Source organism: Streptosporangium sp. NPDC049046 (genome assembly GCF_040649155.1).
Classification (GTDB): domain Bacteria; phylum Actinomycetota; class Actinomycetes; order Streptosporangiales; family Streptosporangiaceae; genus Streptosporangium.
The window spans coordinates 32,616-53,552 of sequence record NZ_JBEZEZ010000020.1; the positions used below are offsets into that span (position 1 = coordinate 32,616).

General features: G+C 66.6%; 18 protein-coding genes. 6 read left to right on the forward strand and 12 right to left on the reverse strand.

Translation table 11 applies throughout. The features are described 5' to 3' along the window. Nucleotides 1-63 precede the first annotated feature (63 nt). A complete protein-coding gene (locus tag AB0B96_RS26655; protein WP_362902841.1) occupies nucleotides 64-1,887 on the forward strand; it encodes a condensation domain-containing protein in 1,824 nt (607 codons plus the stop codon). Nucleotides 1,888-2,109: 222 nt separating this feature from the next. Here the strand turns inward: AB0B96_RS26655 and AB0B96_RS26660 are convergent, their stop codons facing one another. The 7 genes from AB0B96_RS26660 to AB0B96_RS26690 form a co-directional block, all read right to left on the reverse strand. Beyond that, complete coding sequence (locus AB0B96_RS26660; protein ID WP_362902843.1) at nucleotides 2,110-3,090, reverse strand: AfsR/SARP family transcriptional regulator; 981 nt, start codon at nucleotides 3,088-3,090, stop codon at nucleotides 2,110-2,112. Nucleotides 3,091-3,102: 12 nt separating this feature from the next. Next, nucleotides 3,103-3,447, reverse strand: coding sequence for a hypothetical protein (locus AB0B96_RS26665; RefSeq protein ID WP_362902845.1), 345 nt, complete (start codon nucleotides 3,445-3,447; stop codon nucleotides 3,103-3,105). Between the two features lie 685 nt (nucleotides 3,448-4,132). Beyond that, on the reverse strand, nucleotides 4,133-4,795 hold the full coding sequence (locus AB0B96_RS26670) for a hypothetical protein (protein ID WP_362902847.1): 663 nt from the start codon (nucleotides 4,793-4,795) through the stop codon (nucleotides 4,133-4,135). 12 nt (nucleotides 4,796-4,807) lie between these two features. Continuing rightward, the gene (locus AB0B96_RS26675) at nucleotides 4,808-5,263 is read right to left on the reverse strand and encodes a DUF5615 family PIN-like protein (protein ID WP_362902849.1); all 456 of its coding nucleotides are present in this window, start codon (nucleotides 5,261-5,263) and stop codon (nucleotides 4,808-4,810) included. After that, the gene (locus tag AB0B96_RS26680) at nucleotides 5,244-5,897 is read right to left on the reverse strand and encodes a DUF433 domain-containing protein (protein WP_362902851.1); all 654 of its coding nucleotides are present in this window, start codon (nucleotides 5,895-5,897) and stop codon (nucleotides 5,244-5,246) included. The genes AB0B96_RS26675 and AB0B96_RS26680 overlap by 20 nt, the downstream gene beginning before the upstream one ends. 305 nt (nucleotides 5,898-6,202) lie before the next feature. Continuing rightward, complete coding sequence (locus tag AB0B96_RS26685; protein WP_362902853.1) at nucleotides 6,203-6,421, reverse strand: DUF397 domain-containing protein; 219 nt, start codon at nucleotides 6,419-6,421, stop codon at nucleotides 6,203-6,205. Between the two features lie 17 nt (nucleotides 6,422-6,438). Beyond that, the gene (locus AB0B96_RS26690; protein WP_362902855.1) at nucleotides 6,439-7,296 is read right to left on the reverse strand and encodes a helix-turn-helix transcriptional regulator; all 858 of its coding nucleotides are present in this window, start codon (nucleotides 7,294-7,296) and stop codon (nucleotides 6,439-6,441) included. 229 nt (nucleotides 7,297-7,525) lie between these two features. Here AB0B96_RS26690 and AB0B96_RS26695 point away from each other — a divergent pair, with 229 nt between their 5' ends. Together AB0B96_RS26695 and AB0B96_RS26700 are read left to right on the forward strand one after the other, a co-directional pair. Beyond that, complete coding sequence (locus tag AB0B96_RS26695; RefSeq protein WP_362902857.1) at nucleotides 7,526-7,804, forward strand: hypothetical protein; 279 nt, start codon at nucleotides 7,526-7,528, stop codon at nucleotides 7,802-7,804. Next, a complete protein-coding gene (locus AB0B96_RS26700) occupies nucleotides 7,801-8,208 on the forward strand; it encodes an ATP-binding protein (RefSeq protein ID WP_362902859.1) in 408 nt (135 codons plus the stop codon). Before AB0B96_RS26695 ends, AB0B96_RS26700 begins: the two co-directional genes overlap by 4 nt. Nucleotides 8,209-8,623: 415 nt before the next feature. On the opposite strand, the gene metH is transcribed toward AB0B96_RS26700, so the two are convergent. Further along, a complete protein-coding gene (gene metH / locus AB0B96_RS26705; RefSeq protein ID WP_362902861.1) occupies nucleotides 8,624-12,328 on the reverse strand; it encodes a methionine synthase in 3,705 nt (1,234 codons plus the stop codon). A gap of 449 nt (nucleotides 12,329-12,777) precedes the next feature. On the opposite strand from metH, the gene AB0B96_RS26710 reads away from it, so the two are divergent. Next, a complete protein-coding gene (locus tag AB0B96_RS26710) occupies nucleotides 12,778-13,818 on the forward strand; it encodes a hypothetical protein (protein WP_362902863.1) in 1,041 nt (346 codons plus the stop codon). Nucleotides 13,819-13,906: 88 nt separating this feature from the next. Then, a complete protein-coding gene (locus AB0B96_RS26715) occupies nucleotides 13,907-14,086 on the forward strand; it encodes a hypothetical protein (protein WP_362902865.1) in 180 nt (59 codons plus the stop codon). 22 nt (nucleotides 14,087-14,108) lie between these two features. Here the strand turns inward: AB0B96_RS26715 and AB0B96_RS26720 are convergent, their stop codons facing one another. Further along, on the reverse strand, nucleotides 14,109-15,272 hold the full coding sequence (locus tag AB0B96_RS26720) for a ThuA domain-containing protein (protein ID WP_362902867.1): 1,164 nt from the start codon (nucleotides 15,270-15,272) through the stop codon (nucleotides 14,109-14,111). Between the two features lie 60 nt (nucleotides 15,273-15,332). Beyond that, entirely contained in the window at nucleotides 15,333-18,191 is a 2,859-nt protein-coding gene (locus AB0B96_RS26725) for a carbohydrate-binding protein (protein WP_362902869.1), read from the reverse strand. Between the two features lie 135 nt (nucleotides 18,192-18,326). Here AB0B96_RS26725 and AB0B96_RS26730 point away from each other — a divergent pair, with 135 nt between their 5' ends. Beyond that, nucleotides 18,327-18,599, forward strand: coding sequence for a hypothetical protein (locus AB0B96_RS26730; protein ID WP_362902871.1), 273 nt, complete (start codon nucleotides 18,327-18,329; stop codon nucleotides 18,597-18,599). Between the two features lie 120 nt (nucleotides 18,600-18,719). On the opposite strand, the gene AB0B96_RS26735 is transcribed toward AB0B96_RS26730, so the two are convergent. Next, the gene (locus AB0B96_RS26735; protein ID WP_362902873.1) at nucleotides 18,720-19,757 is read right to left on the reverse strand and encodes a hypothetical protein; all 1,038 of its coding nucleotides are present in this window, start codon (nucleotides 19,755-19,757) and stop codon (nucleotides 18,720-18,722) included. Between the two features lie 435 nt (nucleotides 19,758-20,192). Then, complete coding sequence (locus AB0B96_RS26740) at nucleotides 20,193-20,918, reverse strand: nitroreductase (RefSeq protein WP_362902875.1); 726 nt, start codon at nucleotides 20,916-20,918, stop codon at nucleotides 20,193-20,195. Between the last annotated feature and the right edge of the window lie 19 nt (nucleotides 20,919-20,937).

A 20,937-nucleotide genomic window follows, 5' to 3' on the forward strand; every position in this document is an offset into this window, starting at 1 on the left:
CAGCCAAAGGCGATGGTCGAACCATCAATTCTTGCACGCCGTGAGCGTGTGTGGAGAAGTGGTATGTCAGTCATCAAACTTACACCGCGATCTTCAGTACCCGTACATTTCTCGGCCGAGACCACCCGGCAAGGACCACTGACTATAGGTCAGCTCAACATTCTGAAGTGGATTGATGATTCCAGTTCGGTAGAGGGTCGTCCGTATCCTGTTGTAACGTGTGCTATCAGCCTGAGTGGAACGGCGAGTGTGGAGGATGTCACTGAAAGCCTTGCCATCCTGATCGCCCGCCATGAAGTGCTACGGACGTCCTTCGCCACCGGGCCGCAGCCATGTCAGCGTGTTTCCTCCGTTGGCACATTGATGGTTGACATCTATTCGCTGGAAGGCGGCCGAGCCAACCGGGTTGACGTTGAAGCCGAGCTCGCCAGGCACCTGGAGATCACAGCCCCAAGACAGCCTGATGGGCAGCGGCTGGCCGGCCAACAGTTGCGAGTCGCCCTGGCCATGAGCGCTGAAGTGGTATACGCAGGCTTCCTTGAGTTATCTCACATGGCTGTGGATAGGGCAGCCGCGCGAATCCTTGAGCATGAGCTGGCTGAACTGATAAGCGATTCTGCTGCTCGAGTCATAGGACCACCCCGTCATCAGCCTTTGGATCAGGCGGAACTCGAGCGCTCGGAGCGTGAATGTCAGAAACGTCGTAGAGCGCTGGAATACTGGAGCAGCAATCTTGCCGTAATGCCCTCGCCTCTCTACCTGACGCCTTCCGCGGGGTCCGAGCTCACGGAGGCGGACGCTGGCGACACGGTGGGCGTCTACATGTCATCACCAGCCGCTGCACTAGCCGTGCAGCGCGTGAGCGCACGCACGCGAACCAGCCGGTCCAGCTGCCTGCTCGCCGCGTTGTGCGCCGTGCTCTCAGTGCGTACCGGCTATCGCGAGATAGTCTTTCCCGTGATGCCCTCAAACCGCTTCGAGCGCCACCTTTACAACTACGTCGGTACGCTTGCTCAAACAGGCATCGCTGCTATCGATGTCGGCTCTGCGAGCTTCGATGAATTGGTAAGGCAGGCATGGCGTGGCATGCTGGAAGGTTGCATGCACAGCGTTTACGATGTCTATGAGCTCGAAAAAATCCATAACCGGATATCGCATGACCGCGGCGTCTATTTCTATTTCGAGGCCATCTACAACTGTAGTGTCATCGAAAGCGGTATACCAATGAATGAACGCGCACCATCGCCCGAGCACATGACCGCCATGCTGAGCCGGACTCAACTGCGCCATTACCCTATGCCGTACCGTCTGGGAACACCCGTCCGATTCGATGTTTCCAGGCTGGAAGGCGAGGTAGAACTGTGTGGCTGGAGTTCCGACGTTGGCCGAGTGCCGGCGGAACACCTGACATCGTTGCTGCAGGCCGTTGAGCGCCTCCTGGTAGCGGCAGCCGGCGGCAACCTCGATCACGAGGGCATAATCGATGTCCTTCAGATGGAGCCAGTCCGCCGGGACTCGAACTGGGTGAAGGCCGATGCCCAGTGGGTTGAGCTGACTGAAATCCAGAGACTTCTCGATGACGCGTTCGCACCGGCCAAGGCGCGGATTTTTTCACAGGTAGCCGGCGAACCGCTTGTGGCGTATGTCGAGGCTTCCGATTCCGTCCGTACGCCGGAACAAGCTCACGCACGGTGCATGGCCATGCTGTCCGCACACCCGTCAGCGATGACGCCGCGCTATTACGTTATATGCGAGGCGGTTTCGGTTGACGTTGACGACCCCATCGGTTGGCCGGCAGGGACAAGTGCAGGGACGGGAAGGGGCGCGGGCATCTCCCCGCTGAGCACAGCGAGCAGGGCTGACGCCGGCAGCGGGCCGAGCCTGTAGCGGCGTCCCCGGTGGCTGCGTGGGTCGGGCACGGAATCGAGGACCTCGGCCGGCGTATGCAGGTCAGCGGCTGGGTCGGTGAGGGCGACGTGCTCCAGGTGGCGGGAGAGCACATCGATCGGGGATGATGGCACGCGAACGCGGCCCCTGTTCTTGATCGACTGGCTCAGACGACCGACGATCATCAGGGGTCGCGTTTGTCATCTCCGCACTGGGGCGCCCTTACTGGGTCACCCGCCCCAGGGACGCAGCAGTCTCACCGGCCGAGAACGTAACGGCCTTGGGAAGCTGTCGGGGGATAATGGCGCCAACCTTGCCTGTAGATTCCGATCCGAGACCATTCCAGGGCGCGATTGTAAGCGAATTTTCCCGTTTCAGGATGGACTTGTGTATCCTATCAAGCTGGTCGGATGGCTCCAGGCCAAGTTCCTCTCCGAGGATGGTCCGGATTTCCTGGAATGATTCAAGGGCGTCTGCTTGCCGGGCTGACCTGTACAGAGCGAGCATGTGCAACGCTCTCAGCGGCTCGCGCAGTGGGTAAGATCTGACGAGCTCACTCAGCTCGGCTACGAGTTCGTGATGCCGATCGAGTTTGAGCTCAAGCTCGATACACTCTTCGGTGGCCCTGATTCGCTCCTCTTCAAGCCGAATCGCCATCGTTCTGACCACCCCGCTCTCGACGTCTGAGGCGACCGCCGTGCCGCGCCAAAGCGCGAGCGCGGCACGAAGCTCGGCTGCTGCATCCCTAATCTTCCCGGCAGCAGCCAGCTCCCGGCCGGAGTTGATCATCCGGCGGAATACAGCAGAGTCGAGCGACTCGGCGGGAATATGGATGGTATAGCCTACCAGGCTGGTGACGATCACATGATCGTCACCGAATTTCCGCAGCTGACGCCGCAAGGCAGATATGCAGGTCTGGATCTGGCCCTTGGCGGTGACGGGTGGATCCTCTCCCCATATCCCCTCAGTGATCCGGTTGAGCGATACGAGATTTCCTACCTGCATGAGCAGCATCGCTAATATGGTTCGCTGGCGGCCGTGCGGAAATTGTAGAGCAATTCGATCAAGTGAAACATCGAGCGAACCAAGGATCCTGAAATGCATAGTATGAAGCCTTTTCGACTTGATGGACACGAGGTGGAAAATTCCGCGTTTTGGCAGACAGTCCCGTGGTCGCCCGGCAGATCCGACGGTCCTCCCCATCGTCGCGGTCCGTCAAAGGGGCGGTGGGGCCTGCAGCAGCCGGGTCGTGTAGCCGGCCCACGCTCCGGTGTACGGATGGGCGAGCACCAGATCGAGGGTGCGGCGGGAAACCTGCTCCACCCGGTCGGGTAGCTCCCAGGCGCGGTCCGGATGCGGCAGGGGACCCATGAGGTCCGGCCGCTTCTTGACTTTCTCGTCAACCGCACGCAGCAGGAGCAGGCGCCGGCTGTGTTCGGCCTGCCGGATCCCGCGGACCGCGCGAGGCGTCGCCTGCCCGTGCGTCAGTTGATCGAAGTCGCGCCGAGGAACCTTGTGCGTTCGGAAGTCCAGGTCATCAAAAGGATCTTCTGCCTGCATGGCAAGCCTTCCTGCGTGATCGACTGCGGCGAGCCGAGGGTCAGCCAACTCCGGTTGCGTTCGAGCAGGAGGTCTTGCTTCTGGTTGGGTCCTCGGCTTCCTCAGCGACATGTGGCAGGGCCGGTCCGAGTGCGGCAAGGGGCATTCCTCGCAGTACCGTCAGTGAAACTCTATCGAGATCAAATAGCTCGCATTCGAAGGCGAGTTGGGCGTCATCGAGCGGGTTCATGTGACGAATCCCCTTTACTGGTTCCCTTTACTGGCCCGGCTGTTCGAGCGCGCCATTGACATCATGGCTCATGGTTTGCCGTTCAGGAAGGGCGCTTTTTCCCTTGCGTGGTCCGCGGTGCCTGTCAAACCCAATGAGACATCAGTTTACTTTTGTGGTTTGTGGTGAGGTATTGGCCTGAAGAGTCGTGAGTGACCTATTGATCCACACCCTGGCGGGCAGCGGCGGCGGGACGCGCCTGCCCTGGCTGCCGTCCCCGCAGGGGCGGCGCTCCCACCGCGGACATCCTCCGCATCGTGAACCGAGCCCAGCATCCGGTAGCAATGCGTAGGCATGATTTCCCATCCTGCACCAGGAGCGGCATTGCCGCTCCCCTGTCGACCACTCTGACGTTATCTACCCTTACGGAGGTGATCGCCGGTGCCGATCCGGCCGGAGGACGAGCACGTTGCCGGGTTACTCCGCCGGACGGCCGTGCTCCCAGGCTGCACCAAAAAGGAGCAGGGCATAGTCGTACATCAGTCCGGGACGCCGCGCGACGATACATGGCGAGTTACGACCGTGTTCTGCCTGTTGATAGATGGTCAGGTAGGCGACGTTGTCAGTGATGATCACGCGGTGCACGTTGGGCAAATCGTAGAACCGTAGCGAGACGTTTTCTCGATGCCGGGCGACCTCGCGCACGTAAGCGGCATTGACTCGTACTTGTTCGGCGAGCAGGCCGGAGGAGAAGCCCAGATCCACCCGGCGCATCTCCTCCTCCCGTCTGGAAAGCCACGAGTCGGAACCGAGATCGGCGTCGGGCAGGAGCACTTGCACGGATTCCAGCCGTCTACCTGCGGATTCCCAGACGGTCGCGAACCCGTCGCGTGTTAGTTCGTTTCCGCGTCCGGCGAGGACGCGCACCCAACATGCTCGGGTCAACTCGGCCGCCAGTTCCTCGGAGGCCAGACGTTGCCGCGGGATGACGCGCCGAACCCCCAGACCTGTCAGCCGAGAGAGGATCGCCACCGGCCACTGACCGGAGCGCATGGAGAAGACCCAGCCCCCCGCGACGGTGAAGCGCTCCGGGTCTGATGGAGGCTCTGGTGTGTCCCGGAGCGCTTCAGACCTGTCCATTCGGTCAAAGCGTTACTCCTGGGACGGCTTCGGCCAATACTTGGGTGGAGTGGCAGCGGGATCGACAACGCGCAGGCGACTGGCCGGGGCCGGGTCGATGCCGCGTAAGGTCACCAAGCGCTGCCCGTCCGCCTCGGTGAGGAGATTCAGGGCAGCAGGCAGTCCGGCGGCGACAGTAGCGATCGCCAGGCCGATTCCGATCATGCCGGGATGCTTGTGCGGGTATTCAATCCGGTGCAGCCCGGAGGTAGCGATCGCCTCGACCTCTCGGGGGCGCTGCATCTGCCGGGCGTCGTTGGTCAGGATGACGTGAAATCCCTCGGCCACCGCTCGGGGGTAGAGGTTTTCGTCCCGAGTCCCGGACCAGCGGTCGAGATCCAGCAGATGGACGATCTCATGCCCCAGAACGAAGGCGTTGATGGCCTGGTGGAGCGGCCGGGACACGTTCTCATCCAGCAGCAGCCTCACGTGATTCCTTGGGGGGATCGTAGCTATTGACGTAGTCGGCGAAGTCGGCGGCGTCCAGAGCCGCCGTAGGGGTGACGCTCGGGTAGTACTCGGAGATCCGCTCCGGGGGGAGCCCGTCTCTAAGGAGAGCGGCGACCTCGTCATAGGGGACGCGAGTGCCCTCGATCACCGGTACTCCGCCGCGAACCGCCGGATTCACCGTCACATGCGCGCGGGGCCGCAGCAGTGCCGGGATATATCTGCCGTCGCGGTAGAACGGCTGCAGGACATCGACCATCTCGTGGATGACCACGTTGGCTTTCCTGCGTACCAGGTCGACCGCCTGGTCGGACTCGGCCAGATAGATGCTGCTGCCGTCGGCGACCAGCGCGTACGACGAAAGGTGATCGTGCTCCTGCAAGTCGCCGCGGAGGGTGTCGAGCGCCCGCCTGATCTTCTGCAGCGAGGCGTCATTGCGCAGCTTGACGCAGGTCCGTAACGCCACCACATCGCGGAAGGAATAGAGAACGGGCCGGGTGCCGGAAATCTCCGGGATCAGCACCGCGCCACGGTTGACTCCGGCCTTGCGCCAGTGGGCGAGCTGACGGAGCGTGGCCCCCGACAGCGCCGCCGCCAGCTTCGGGTCGAACGCCATCACCCCACCCCTCCCCCACTCCGTGATCCGAGCCCTGCCCGAGACATCATCGCAAATCTCGCCTGGCAGGTCAGGCACTATGCCGCTTCGCCTCCGCCGTTTCAGAAACTTCCAGCGGAGCACGGATGTCATCCTGAGGACACCGACGCTCACCCGAGCCTGTCGGTCGATAACGCACGCCCCGAAGCCTGCCACAGGCATGTTGCCGCTCCCTCTCAGGAACGGCACTCTTCACAGTGGTGCGGCCGACAGACAGCACTTCGACAGTCCAAGCCGCGACCGTGGCCGATGCCTCGGATAGACCGTCAAGCGGCCGGATCCGCAAGGGAGCCGTCCTTGATGCCGCTGATGAAGGTTCGCCACTCAGTGGAGGCGAAAATCAGCGCCGGCCCGCTCCGGTCCTTGCTGTCACGAACACCTACACGTCCTCCGCCCAAAGAGGCCACTTCGACGCAACTACCGCCGTTTCCACCACTAAGGCTGCTCTTTCGCCAGACCGCCCGAGCTATTTCTTCGTGGGACACTTTGCCCCTTTCAGTGCTTATAGATCTTCTTTTGCGAGCTTCGCGATCATATCGATTGAATCCCGAGGATCGAGAGCTGAAGCACGCAGGTGGTCATATGCCAGGGTATATGCCTGAATCTCTTCGGTCTTCTCCAGATAGAGACTGCCGGTTATGTACTCCAGGTAGGTGACTTCACTCGGCCCCTCGGAGAAGGACAGGATGGCGAACGATCCGAGCATCGCCGCATGAGCGCCGATGACGTAGGGCAAGACCTGGACGGTCACATTCGGCTGAGCCGAAATGTCCGCGAGGTGCTGGAGCTGCTCTTTCATGACACGGGCACCACCGACGCGGCGACGCAGAGCGGCCTCGTTCACGATCGCCCAGAAGTTCATGGGCTGCTCGGATCGGGTGATGACGTCCTGTCGGGCCATGCGCAGGCTGACGTGCCGCTCTATCTCGTCGGGTGCGTCGGTCACCCGTGCCGCCCGGTAGATCGCGCGAGCGTAATCTTCGGTCTGGAGGAGCCCGTGAACGAGTTCGGGTTCGTAGTTACGAAGTGACGACGCCTCCGCTTCCAGCCCTACGTAGACCTGGAACCACTGCGGGATCACATCGCTGTAGGCATGCCACCACCCTCGCTCCTTCGCCTGTTTCGCCAGCTGGACGAGCGCGTCGTACTCGGCGCCCTCACGGAGTCCGTAGAGCTGCAACATGGCCCGGACGTCGTTGACGGAGATCCGCAGCGTCCCGCCTTCCACTTTGGTCATCCTCGATGTCGACCAGTTCAGATGATCAGCCACTTCCTCCTGCTTGAGGCCGACCGCGGTGCGGAGTTGTCGCAACTCCTGCAGCAGTCGTCGATGGCGGACGGTCGGCGAGAAGCTGGCCATGGGTCTCCCTCCAAGACACCTGTGCGATCACACATCGTAATGAATCTTTAACTGGTTGTGCGAAAGTGCTTGCAGGTTCAGATTTGCAGGTGCAGATTTAGCACGTGCTCGCTCACCGAGAGTGATGGTACGTCGCAGTCGCAGGCTTTGTAGCCCGTTCCGCGTAAGCCGCAGGCCCATCACGTCCAACGCCGAGCAGCTTCAGGACCGACGGAGGGATGACAGGAAGATGAAGATTCGTGATCTTCAAGGGTGGGGTGGTGAGTTGCTGGAGTTGGCCTGGGAGTTGAACGATCTCGGGTTCGACTCCGTGGTCCGGCTCTCGCCCGGCCGTCGGCCGAGTGTGGAGATCTTCATGTCGCCAGGGCGGTCGAGGGTCGTCACCGCGCAGCGGGGCCGCACCTCGGTGTTCACCTGGGATCGAACTTCCACCCGGACGGACCACGACCGGCAGGGCCGGAGCAGGATGCGGATGGCGGCGGAGCGGCTCTTGGAGGTTGCGCGATGAAGGCGCCGGAGCCGCTGGGCCGGGCCGACCTCCCTGCCGAGGTGGAGTCCGTCCCACTGGCCCGCCGCTACGTCCGTGACCTGCTGGACCGCATCTGCCACAAGCAGACCGACGACGCACTGCTGCTGGTCAGCGAACTCTTCACCAACGCGGTACGCCATTCCGACTCCGGCCGCCACCCCTACGGCCGGGTTTCCGTCGCCGTCGCCAACCACGATGGAACGCTCCACATCGACGTCATCGACGCCGGATCAACAGGACAGACGCCCCGAATCTGCCTGGACGTCGCCCCCGACAACGGCGGCGGACGCGGCCTCTGGCTGGTCCAGGAACTGTCCACCTCCTGGGGCTGGTACGAGACCCCGACCGGCCGGGTGGTCTGGTTCCAACTCTCCGAGACCTGACCACTGCGAAGGTCAGGTCTTTCGGTTCATCGTGGCCGCAACTCCAACCCAGGAAGGCAGATGACCACGACGCCCCAGACGCTCTCGACGGCGAGCGAGACACCTGGAAGGCCACCCAGAAATCCCCTCCCCTCGCCCGATACCCACGTGCTTCAGCAGTCGCCGGGGCGCCTTGATCCCCACCGAAGTCCGTTGTCCGCGCACTGGATTCCGCTCCAACCAGGAACCGTCCCGGTGAGCATCCCTCTACTCAGGTGGAGGCGCCGGGCCAATCCGTTGGTTATGAGATCAGCCCTTGGAAGCCTTCATGGCACGTCTAGCAGGGCAGGACGTCATGGCTTACGCGGTGGCTTCAGAGGTGAATCCCGTCGGCCGGGGCCGTCAACGACCTACGGCACCGGCCAACAGGATCAGATCACTCCGGGTCGTAGGCGAGGTTGGGCCGCAGCCAGCGCTCGACCTCCGCGAGCTCCAGGCCACGCCGCACGGCGTAGTCCTCGACCTGATCCTTGCCAAGCCGCCCCACGGTGAAGTACCGCGACGACTCATGGGCGAAGATGAGCCCGCTCACGCTCGCGGCCGGGGTCATCGCGAAGGACTCGGTCAGGCCCATGCCGAGGCGGTCGGCGTCCAGCAGGTCGAACAGCTCCCGCTTCTCGCTGTGGTCCGGGCTCGCCGGGTAGCCGAGCGCGGGGCGGATGCCGCGGAAGCGTTCGGCGTGCAGGTCCTCGATGAGGGGGTCGGCGTCCGGCTCGAACCAGCCACGCCGTGCCTGCAGGTGGATGTGCTCGGCGAACGCCTCGGCGAGGCGGTCGGCGAGGGCCTTCACCATGATCGATCGGTAGTCGTCGTTCTGGGCCTCGTAGCGGGCCGCGAGCTCCTCGGCGCCGTGGATCGCCACGGCGAACCCGCCGAGGTGGTCTCCGGCCGGGGCGATGTAGTCGGCCAGGCACCGGTTGGGCCGGCCTTCGGGCTTGGCCGTCTGCTGGCGCAGCATCGGCAGGCGAAGGCCGTGTTCGAGCACGATGTCGTCGCCCTCGGAGTGGGCGGGCCAGTAGCCGTAGGCACCCTTGGCCTGGAAGCTCCCCTCGGCGATGATCTGGTCGAGCATGGTGTTGGCGTCGTCGAAGAGCTCGCGGGCCACCGGCTGGTCGAGGATCGCCGGATACTTGCCCTTCAGCTCCCAGGCGAGGAAGAGGAACTGCCAGTCGATCATCTCCCGCAGCACGGCCAGGTCCGGCTCCACGACGCGGATGCCGGTGAAGTCGGGGACGGGCAGGTCCTCGAAGGAGACCTTCTCGGGGTTGGCGCGGGCCCGCTCGACGCTCAGCAGCGGGGTGCGCTGCTTGTTCGCGTACTGCTCGCGTAGGCGTTCCTGGTCGGCGCGGTTGCTCGCGTCCAGTGCCTCGGCGCGGTCGGCGTCCAGCAGGTCGGAGACGACGCCGACGACGCGGGAGGCGTCGAGCACGTGGACCGTGGGGTTGTCGTAGGCGGGAGCGATGCGGACCGCGGTGTGCTGACGTGAGGTCGTGGCGCCGCCGACCAGCAGGGGCAGCTTCAGCCCTCGGCGGCGCATCTCCTCGGCGACGGTGACCATCTCGTCCAGCGACGGGGTGATGAGGCCGGAGAGCCCGACGACGTCGGCTCCCTCGGCGACGGCGGTGTCCAGGATGACCGAGGCGGGGACCATCACCCCGAGGTCGACGACCTCGTAGTTGTTGCAGCCGAGCACGACGCCGACGATGTTCTTGCCGATGTCGTGGACGTCGCCCTTGACGGTGGCGAGCACCACCTTCCCCTGGCCGCGGCTGGTGTCGAGGCGCCCTTCCAGCCGCGCCTGCTCCTTCTCCGCCTCCATGAAGGGTTCGAGGTAGGCGACCGAGCGCTTCATCACCCGCGCGCTCTTGACCACCTGCGGCAGGAACATCTTGCCCGACCCGAACAGGTCGCCCACGATCTTCATTCCGTCCATGAGCGGCCCCTCGATCACCTCCAGGGGGCGTGCCCGCTGCTGCCTGGCCTCCTCGGTGTCGGCCTCGATGAAGTCGACGATGCCGTGCACGAGGGCGTACGACAGGCGTTCTTCCACCGGGGCCTCGCGCCAGGCGAGGTCCACGACGCGGCGGGTGCCGGACCCGCTCACCGTGTCGGCGAAGGCGACGAGCCGGTCGGTGGCGTCCTCACGCCGGTCGAAGATCACGTCTTCGACGAGTTCGAGCAGGTCGGCGGGGATGTCCTGGTAGACCGCGAGCTGCCCGGCGTTCACGATGCCCATGTCGAGGCCGGCGCGCACCGCGTGCAGCAGGAACGCCGAGTGCATCGCCTCGCGCACGATGTCGTTGCCTCGGAAGGAGAACGAGAGGTTGGAGATGCCGCCGCTGGTCAGCGCTCCGGGGCAGCGCTCCTTGATCAGCGGCAGGGCCTCGATGAACGCCTTGGCGTACCCGTTGTGCTCACTGATGCCGGTGGCGACGGCGAGCACGTTGGGGTCGAACACAATGTCCTCGGCGGCGAACCCGGCCTCACTCGTCAGCAGGTCGTAGGCGCGGGCGCAGATCGACACCTTGCGCTCAACGGTGTCGGCCTGTCCCTGCTCGTCGAAGGCCATGACCACCACACCGGCGCCGTAGTCGCGGATGATCCGCGCCTGCTGCAGGAACGCCTCCTCGCCCTCCTTCAGGCTGATCGAGTTGACGACGCCCTTGCCCTGCACGCACTTGAGACCGGCCTCCAGCACGCTCCACCGCGAGCTGTCGATCATGACCGGGATGCGGGCGACCTCGGGCTCGGTCGCGATCAGGTTCAGGAAGGTGGTCATCGCCTGCTCGCTGTCGAGCAGGTCGGCGTCCATGTTGACGTCGAGCAGGTTGGCGCCGCCGCGTACCTGTTCCAGCGCGACGTCGACGGCGCCCTGGTGGTCGTCGGCCTCGATGAGGCGCCGGAAGCGCGCCGAGCCGGTGACGTTGGTGCGCTCGCCGATCATGACGAACCCGGTGTCCGGGCCGATCTCGAAGGGCTCCAGGCCGCTGAAGCGGGTGCGGGCCGCGGGTTCGGCCACCTGGCGGGGCGGCAGGCCGGACACGGCGGACGCGATCTTCGCGATGTGCGCGGGTGAGGTCCCGCAGCAGCCGCCGACGACGTTGACCATTCCCGCCCTGGCGAACTCGTCGAGCAGCGCCGCGGTCTCGTCCGGGGTCTGGTCGTAGCCGCCGAACGCGTTGGGCAGGCCCGCGTTGGGGTGGCAGGCGACGTAGGTGTCGGCGAGGCGCGCGAGCTCGGCGACGTGCGGGCGCATCTCCTCGGCGCCCAGCGAGCAGTTCACGCCGACCAGGAGCGGTTCGGCGTGCCGGATCGAACTCCAGAACGCCTCGACGGTCTGTCCCGACAGCGTGCGCCCGCTCAGATCGACGATCGTCACCGAGATCCACAGCGGCAGGTGCGGGGCGACCTCGCGCGCGGCGGTGATCGCGGCCTTCACGTTGAGCGTGTCGAAGATCGTCTCGATCAGGAGCAGGTCGACCCCGCCCTCGGCGAGCGCGCTGATCTGCTCGGCGTAGGCGGCGCGGACATCGTCGAACGAGACCGCTCGGTAGGCGGGGTCCTCGACGCGCGGGGAGAGCGACAGCGTGACGTTCAGCGGGCCGATCGAACCGGCCACGAAGCGTCCGCCCGCCTCGTCGGCGGCCTGGCGGGCCAGCTGGGCGCCGCGCAGGTTCATCTCCCGCACCAGCGACTCCAGCCCGTAGTCGGCCTGGCCGATGCTGGTGGCGGTGAAGGTGTTGGTGGTGGTGATGTCCGCGCCGGCCGCGAGGTACTGGCGGTGAATGTCCAGGATGACGTCGGGGCGCGTCAGGTTCAGCAGGTCCGGGTCGCCGGTCACGTCGCGCGGATGGTCGAGTAAGCGATCGTCGCGGTAGTCGGCCGGGGTGAGCGAGGCCCCCTGCAGCATCGTGCCCCAGGCTCCGTCGAGCACCAGGATTCTTTGCCCGAGAAGCTCGCGCAGTGCCCGCGCGCGGGCCTCGGCTCCCTGGACGCCGTCCGCGGAACGCGCACCGTCACCGGATGTGTGCGAGGCGGAGTCACCCTCGTGCTCGCCGACGTGCTTCAAGGATCCGTTCATCGGTCCACCTCCCTGTTCTGGGAGGCGCCCTTACCGGAAGATCAGGGCCGAGCGTGGCGGACCCGAGCCCGTTGCAGCGCCTCTCGACCTTGAGATCAAGGGTACCGAGGGTTGAGACGAGACGCCAAACAACAGTCCACTATTTGAAAAGACCCTGCCCACATACCCTCATGAAACGCCCCGAGCGAGCGAGGACGGCCGTCAGGGGGTGTCCTCGGCCGCGCTCAGCCACACGCTGATCCCGGTCGGCGCGCCGGGGCCGTGGTCGGAGTTTCCGAAGCCGTGCGACGACGACCCACCATCCCCCCTGTATCGAACATGTGATCTAAAACTTCTGGAAACAGGTCGCGGTCAAAGTTACGATCTTGCTGTTCACCGGCCGGGCCGACCGGCCGGTTCTCCACACCTACAGGGCGCGAAGACGCCCATGACTGGATCGGAGATCAAGCTTGAGACGTGCACTGATCGCATTGGGTGTCGGTCTGAGCGTGCTGGGTTCCACCGTCGTCACACCGGCACAGGCCGCGAGCGTGGTGATGGTCCGGCTGGCCCCCACCACGACGGAGGCCCAGCAGGTCGCGAGATTCTGGTTCGCCGACGGGGCCGCCAACCTGAGGAACGCCACACCGTACGCCGTGCGGACCGCGGCCGACGGGGAACGCCTGAGCACGGACATCGTCCCGGACGGCCCCCGGTACTCCATCCCGCCGCTGGAGGGACCGGCCTCGCCGGAAGGGGGAATGCCCACCACCTCGGGCAAGGTGTTCTTCGTCGGGAGCGACCTCCAGCCGCACTGGTGCACCGGCACGGTCGTGCACACAAGGTATCGGAACGCCGTCGCGACGGCGGGTCACTGCCTGCTGGACACCGAGGCCCCGGCCGGTACGCTCGCCAACTGGGTCTTCGTCCCGGCCTACTCCGAGGGCACCGCCCCGTTCGGGCTGTACGTCGGGAAGGTTGGCTTCGTTCACCAGGACTTCGACGACGTCCGGGACTACGACCGCGACCTCGCCTTCGTCAACGTGTACCGCGGTGTTGCCTCTCCTTCCCCGGACGTGCTGACCAATGTCGGGTCGCTGGCCGACAACGTCGGCGCCCAGGGAATCCTGTTCAACCAGCCGCTCGCGCCCGCGGCCGACGTCTTCGGATACCCCGCCGGCCCCCACCCCGACGGCGACCGGCCCCACACGGGCGAGACACTCGAACGCTCGACCGGGCCGACGCTCACGATGAACGTCACCGGTCTCCCCATGGACCGGCCCGTCGGCGTGGACTCCCAGTTCACCGGTGAGGGTTCTCTCGGTTCCTCGTGGCTGACCGGCTACACGGACGACAGCCGTACCGGCTACCTCAACGGCGTCACGATCAGTGTTTCCGACACCGACGGCGACGACCGGTACGACACCGGCGTCTCGCCGTACTTCGACACCGAGTTGTGCCAGGTCTATCGGAAGGCCGAAGCCTTCTGGACCGGCGTCGTCGTCATCTAGACGGCCCCGTGCCCGCCGCGTCCGCCCGCAGGGGGCGGGCGCGGTGTCATGCTGCGGCGGGGCGCGACGGTCGGCGGCGGCCGGTCACGTGGCGCGCGGCACCGCCGAGCGCGACCGGCGGAGCGCGCTCGGCGGGATCACTCCCGCGGGGCGGGAGGTGCCGGAGACGGCGTGCCGCGAGGAGCACAGCCCCAACGTCCCGCCGGGCGTGGCCGACGGGTGCGACCACTTCCGCGAGCAGCTGACCAAGCCGATCACGGTCGTGTGAGGCACCCGCCGACCGCCGGGCACTACTTGGTGATCGTGATGGTGTCGACGTCGAACAGCGAGCCTGAGCCGCCGCTGAAGGTGAGGAACAGCGGCCCCGAACCCGTCGCGGTGAGGGTGGTGGAGACGGTCCTGAAAGTGTCCCAGCTGCCGGTGTTCGGCACGGTCACCGTGCCGAGCACCGTCCCGGTCTGCGAGCCCGCGCGCATCCGGATGGTGCCACCGGCACCGGCCGAGGAGACGCGGGCGCTGAAGGTCTTCGCCCCGGAGACGTTGACCGACGAGTATCCGACCCAGTCACCGTTTTCGATGTAGCCCACCGTCCTGCCGCCGCTCGCCGTGCCGTGGTTCGCCGGCTGCACACCGAAGTTGGAGGTGTAGGACTCCCCCTCGACCGTGATGCTGGTGCCGGAGGTCCTCGGGCTGCAGTCGGCCGTCACCTGCCCGGCCACGTACCTGATGCCGCCGAGCAGCAGGGTACGGAAGGCCGATTCCGCGTAGGACTGGATGGTGTGCCCCAGGCCTGTGTAGAACGAGCGGCCCGAACCCTGCGTGCGGCACCAGGTGATGGGGTGGTCGCCGCTCATGCTGCCGCCGCTGTAGCTGCCCTCGTCGAGGTTCTGCAGGACGCGCACGTTGGAACGGGGGTTGGTGCCGTAGTTGTACCACTCGTCGCTGCGGCTCCAGGTGGCGCCGAGGTGGGAGGTGGCCGGGTGCGTGTTGTCCTCGGTCCTCACGGTGGCCTGCTGGATCGCAGGGTGGCTGCTGAACCAGGCGCCCACCAGCTGGCCGTAGTAGGCCCAGCCGTACTCGGTGTCGGCCGCCGCGTGGATGCCGAGGTAGCCGCCGCCGCCGTTGATGTAGCTCTCGAACGCGCTCTGCTGGGTGTTGTTGAGGACGTCACCGGTGGTGCTGAGGAAGATCACGGCCTCGTACGTGGCCAGGTTGGCCGTGGTGAAGGCTCCCGCGTCCTCGGTCGCGGTGACGGTGAAGCCGTTGGCCGTACCCAGATCCCTGATGGTCTGGATGCCGGTCGGGATGGAGTCGTGCCGGAATCCGGCCGTCTTGGAGAAGACCAGCACGTCGAACGGGGCGGCGGCCTGGGCCGCGCCGGGGACGAGCACGGTCGCTGCCGCCGTGAGGGCCGCCGCGGCTACCGCGAGCCCGCGTGCGATGAGACTACGCATCGCTGTCCTTTCGGGTACGTGAGAATCCCCGGCGCGGCGAAGTGCCGCGCCGGGAATTCGTCACTTGGTGATCGTGATGGTGTCGACGTCGAACAGTGAGCCGGAGCCACCGGTGAAGGTGAGGAAGATCGCCCCTGAGCCCGTCCCGGTGAGGGTGGTGGTGACGTTCTGGTAGGTCTCCCAGCCACCGGTGACCGGTACCGCCACCGAGCCGAGGATCGTCCCGGTCTGCGAACCGGCGCGGATCTGGATGGTGCCGCCAGAACCCGCCGAGGAGATGCGCGCGGTGAAGGTCTTCGCCCCGGACGCGCTCAGCGTGCTGTAGCCGGCCCAGTCGCCGTTTTCGATGTGGCCCATCGTGTTTCCGCCACTGGCTCCGGCGTGGGCGACCGACTGCACACCGGAGCTGGAGGTGTAGGCCTCCCCCTCCACCGTGGTGCTGGTACCGCTGCTACCGGTGTTCAGGGTGAAGGCGTCCAGGTCGAAGAGGTTGCCCTGGCCCGTCGCGCCCTTGAAGACGAGGAACAGCGTGGTGGTGCCCGAGGGAACGTTGCTCAGGTTGGCCGAGACGTCCCTGAAGGTGTCCCAGCCGCCGGTGACCGGCACGGTGACCGTGCCCAGGAGCGTGCCGGTGGCCGATCCCGCCCTCACCTCGAGCGTTCCGCCGGCACCGCCGGAGGAGACGCGGGCGGTGATGGAGGTCGCGTTGCCGAGCGCGTACGGCGTGAAGGAGATCCAGTCGCCGTTGTCGATGAACCCCGCGGTCTTGCCGCCCTCGGCCGTGGCGTGGTCGGCGAGCTGGACGCCGGACTGGGCGCCGAAGTGCTCGGCCTGACGGTGGCGAGGCTGCAGGGTGCGCGTGCTCTCGGTGGTCAGGCCGGCCTTGTCGGTGTAGCTGGCGACGAAGACGCCGTAGATGTTCGCGGCGCTGTCGTGCTCACCGTCGGTGGGGACCGCGACGCTTCCCGAGCAGCCGGTCCTGCTGGTGATCTGGTGCGCGTGGCTGTCGTGGCCGAGCAGGTAGGTGACCGTGACCTTGCTGCAGTCGATGGTCCCGTCCTCGGGGTCGCTCACGTTGACCTGGAAGGGCACCGTGTCACCGAAGGAGAACAGCTGCCCGTTGACGGGCTGGGCGAAGTTCACCGTGGGCGCGGTGTTGCCGACCGTGATGGTGACGTTGGCGGTGCCGGTCAGCCCGCCGGGGTCCCGCACGGTCAGTGTGGCGGTGTAGGTGCCGTTGGTCGTGTAGGTGTAGGTGGGGTTGGCCGCGGTGGAGGTGGCCCCGTTGCCGAAGTTCCAGGAGTAGGTGAGCGCGCCGCCCTCGGGGTCGGAGCTGCCGGCCGAGGAGAAGGTGACGGCGAGCGGCGCGGCCCCGGAGGTCTTGTTCGCGGCGGCCCTCGCGATCGGGTTGCGGTTGCCGCCCCCGATGTACTCGATGCGGTAGAGGGCCTGGTTGCCCGAGCCGGTGCCGTAGTCGAGCACGTACAGGGCGCCGTCGGGGCCGAAGGACATGTCCATGACCTGGGTGCCGGTCCACGGGAAGGCGGAGATCTCGCCGGGCGCCCCCGAGGAGGTGACCTCGATCGCCTTGATCCAGCGGCGGCCGTACTCGCCGGCGAAGAACCGTCCGTTGAGCGTCTGGGGGAACTTGACGCTTGAGTTCAGGTTCGCGTCGTAGCGGTAGACCGGGCCGCCCATCGGCGACTCGGAGCCGCTGCCGAACTCCGGCGGCGATCCGGCGTCGCCGCCGTAGCGAATCCAGCTGGGCTTGGCCGCGGGCAGGGTGGTCAGACCGGTATTGCGGAACGAGTTGTTCGTCGGGCCTCCGGTGCAGTTGTACTTCGCCTGGGAGGGGCCGGACGGGAAGGTGTACTCGTTGTAGGTCTCGGCGGTGGTGTTGGTGCCGGTGCAGTACGGCCAGCCGTAGTTGCCCGGGGCGGTGATGCGGTTGAACTCCACCTGGCCGGACGGGCCGCGGCTGGAGTTGCTGCTGCCGGCGTCCGGCCCGTAGTCGCCCAGGTAGACGATGCCGGTGGCCTTGTCGACCGACATGCGGAACGGGTTGCGCAGGCCCATCGCGTAGATCTCGGGCCGGGTCTTGGCCGTGCCCGGAGGGAACAGGTTTCCGCTGGGGATGGTGTAGGTCCCGTCGGCCTGCGGCTTGATGCGGAGCACCTTGCCGCGCAGGTCGTTGGTGTTGGCCGAGGAGCGCTGGGCGTCGAACTGCGGGTTGCGGTCGGTGCGCTCGTCGATGGGGGCGTAGGAGTTCGACTCGAACGGGTTGGTGTCGTCGCCCGTGGTCAGGTACAGGTTGCCCGCCGCGTCGAAGTCGATGTCACCGCCCACGTGGCAGCACTGGCCACGGTCGTTCGCCACCTGCAGGACGACCTTCTCGCTCGCCATGTCCAGGGTGTTGTCGGTTTTGAGGGTGAACCTGGAGAGATTCAGGTGCCCCTTCCACTGGTCGAAGGTCGCCGCGCTGCCGGTGGTGGGCGCGTCACCGCTCGGGGTGCTCAGCCTGGGCGAGTAGTACACGTACACGTAGCGGTTGGTGGCGAAGGCGGGGTCGGCCGCGATGCCCTGCAGCCCCTCCTCGTCGTGCGTGTAGACGTTGAGCTTGCCGGCCGTCGCGGTGCTCCCGGCCGCGGTCGTACGGCGGATCGTGCCGTCACGCGCCGTGTGCAGGACCGACCTGTCGGGCAGCACCGTCAGCGACATCGCCTCGCCCAGCGAGCCGGAGCCCCTGGCCAGGGCGACCTGCTGATAGTCGGAGGCCGGGATGTCGATCATCGCGCGGGCCGCCGCGCCGGTGGCCGATCCGGTGACCGCCTGGGCCGTCGATCCGGTGGCCGCGACGCCGGTGGTGATGAGCAGGACTGCGGTCAGCAGCCTGGCCCACGGCCGAGGGCGTGGGGACATGGAGGGTCCTTTCCTGACTTGGGGGGACAGTCAGGCAAGGCGCGCGCCGCCGCGCTTATGCCGCCGGCGGCGTTGTCATGCGCTGCCGGTGATACCAGGGTTCGTGCGGTGGTGCGGTGATACCGGGTTCGTGCGGTGGTGCGCGCGTTCTCGGAGGGTGCCGTCTCCGAGAACGGAACCGTGAAAACCAACGATGCCGCGACAACCAACAATCTGGTTTTTCGCGACCCGCTGCACGAGTTACAGATTTTTAACACGCCGGAAATTGCCTGTAAACCCCCTGTCAAGGCTTCCCAGGTCAGGCGCACCAACGCGGAAACGCCCGAACCTCCCCCCTTCTATGCGGCGGATCCTTCGATGAGATCGGGGCTGCGAGCCGACGTGACGATCACCCGGTGCTCAGGGTGAAAACATATTCGTGCCCGTTTTCCTCGCGTGCCGCATCGTCGCGGGTCAGCGTTCTTGTCCGACCCGGCCCGGCGGTTAATCATCACTCCGCGTCAACCGAAGTCACCCACGGAAAGCGGGTCAACGCAAGCCGTTTCTGTTTCTGTAGTCGTTCCATACCTGTACGCAGTAGGCGTGGCGCCAGTCCGTGGAGGACAGATGACGGCAGGCGTAGCCGGCGCTGATGCCGCCCCCGGACGACGGCCTGCTCCTGGAGGCCGAGGGTGGCGGCGACCCGGTGGCCGGTGCCCCCGTCCGGCCCGCCCGGGGCTGCGCCTCGTCCTCCCGCGCCTCGGAGCGCGACCGTCCCGCCGTCCCACCGGCGTCCCTCGCTCGGCGCCCGGCGCTTCCGTCCCCTCGCCCGCCGCTCGCGTTCCCCCGTCCCGCACCGGCCTTCGACGCGGCCCCGCGCCCGCTCTCCTGCCGCGCGCCTTCTTTCGCCCGCCCCGTCTCCGCCCCGGCGGCGGCCCGCGCGGAATCGCCCTCGCGGTGCCGTGCGTGCCGCTCGGCCGGCTTCTTGGCGGCTCCTGCCCGCTCCACCCGCTCGATCCACTCGTTTTCGATGTCTCTGTCAGAGGAGAGGGCGCGTTCCGCCGGAAGCGTCCCCGCCGGGGCACGGCCCGGGACCTTCCCGTCCCCGCCGGCCCTACCGCCCCCCTCATGGCCCGATCCCTTCCCTCCCCCGTGAGCCCTTCCTTTGCGGGCCTTCGCGTCCGCTTCCTTTCCGCCTTCGGGAGCCCTCCCCGTCCCCGGCGGGACCTTCGCGTCCACCCCGGGGGCTCGCGAGGCGGTGATCACCATGTCGTGCCCCCGGAGAACGCCCTCCCCGGAAGACGCGGGCGACGTGCCCGCGGTGGGAACGCCGTCCCACGGGGACCATCCCGACGACCAGACACCGACCCCCGCCGCGGCGAGGAATCCCGCGATCAGCGCGGGCCTCAGGAGTTGGTCGCGCGACAGACGCGACCACGGCCGCCGCCACGGGCTGGGAGGCGGGGGCATGGAGAACGGCCTGCTGTCGAGGTATGTCCGGGAGTCGCGGACCGGTGAACGGGGGGCGAGGCCACCGCTCTCCCCGTCCCACTCGTCCTTGCGGTGCCGCGCGGGCCCGCGCGGCACCGTCGCCTCTTCCCACTCCGGCCACTCCGGCGGCTCAGGAGGAGAGGGCGGCCCTACGGGCGCCCGGGACCCTGGAGGCCGTACGGGGCGCGGAGGCTGGGCCGGCTCCGGCGGCTCAGGGAGATCCGGGACTCCGATGGCACTCGGCGCCTCTGGAGCGTGCGACGGCTCGGAAGGCGGCTGCCCGGCGGACGGCGACGGCTGCCGGGGCGGCGGATCGCCGTACGGCATGCGCCCTCGCGGTCTCGCCGTGAGGCCGTGACCGTGAGTCCGATCATGCTCATCGTGCATCTCGCCTCCCGTCCCGCGCTTCGCCCTCCCACCCTGGCAAAATCACACACTGTATGCGGCCCATGACAGTACGGTCTTACCGATCCGTTATCAGCAGCAGGCCGCAAAGACAAAGAAAAGCGATGAAAGACCGACCCTCCACAGTCACCGGTCGCGCCGGTCGACCACGTTCGTCGGTTCCTCTCGGCCGGTGCGGAAAAGGTTCGCCGGGTGCTCCTCGTCGGCGTAGCCGAAGGAGACACCGCAGACGATCATCCGGTCGTCGGGAATCCGGAAGTGCGCGCGCACGGTATCGGAGTGCATCGCGATCGCGCCCTGCGCGACCGCCGCGATCCCCAGGCTCTCGGCGGCCAGCAGGAGCATGGATACGTACGCGCCGCAGTCGACGTAGCCGTAGGGACCGAGTGACCGCTCCGATGTGATCACTGCGACATGGGGCGCGCCGAAGAAGCGGAAGTTCTCCATGCCCTGGCGCCTTCGCGCCTCGAAGTCCTTCCGGTCGATCCCCAGGCTCTCGTAGAGCCCGTGGCCCGCCTCCCGCCGTCGTATCCGGTAAACGCCCCGGTACTCCTGCGGTTGTGGAATGTCCGAACTGCCGTCACGAGTCGAGGCCGCCTCGTACAGCACGGTACGGAACCGCTCGGTCGCCTCACCACTGGTGAGGATCACCTGCCATGGCTGGGAGTTGCACCAGGAGGCGGTGCGCTGGGCGAGGGCGAACATCCGCTCGATCAGCTCCGGCGGCACCTGCTCGGAACGGAAGGCCCGGTGGCTGTGGCGTCCGGCCAGGATCCGCTCCAGCACGTCGTCGAGTCGAGCGGGCTCCCCGCCCTCCGCCGACACACCACGCTCCCCCTCGTTGACATTCATGGCCCGCAACTCAACCCGA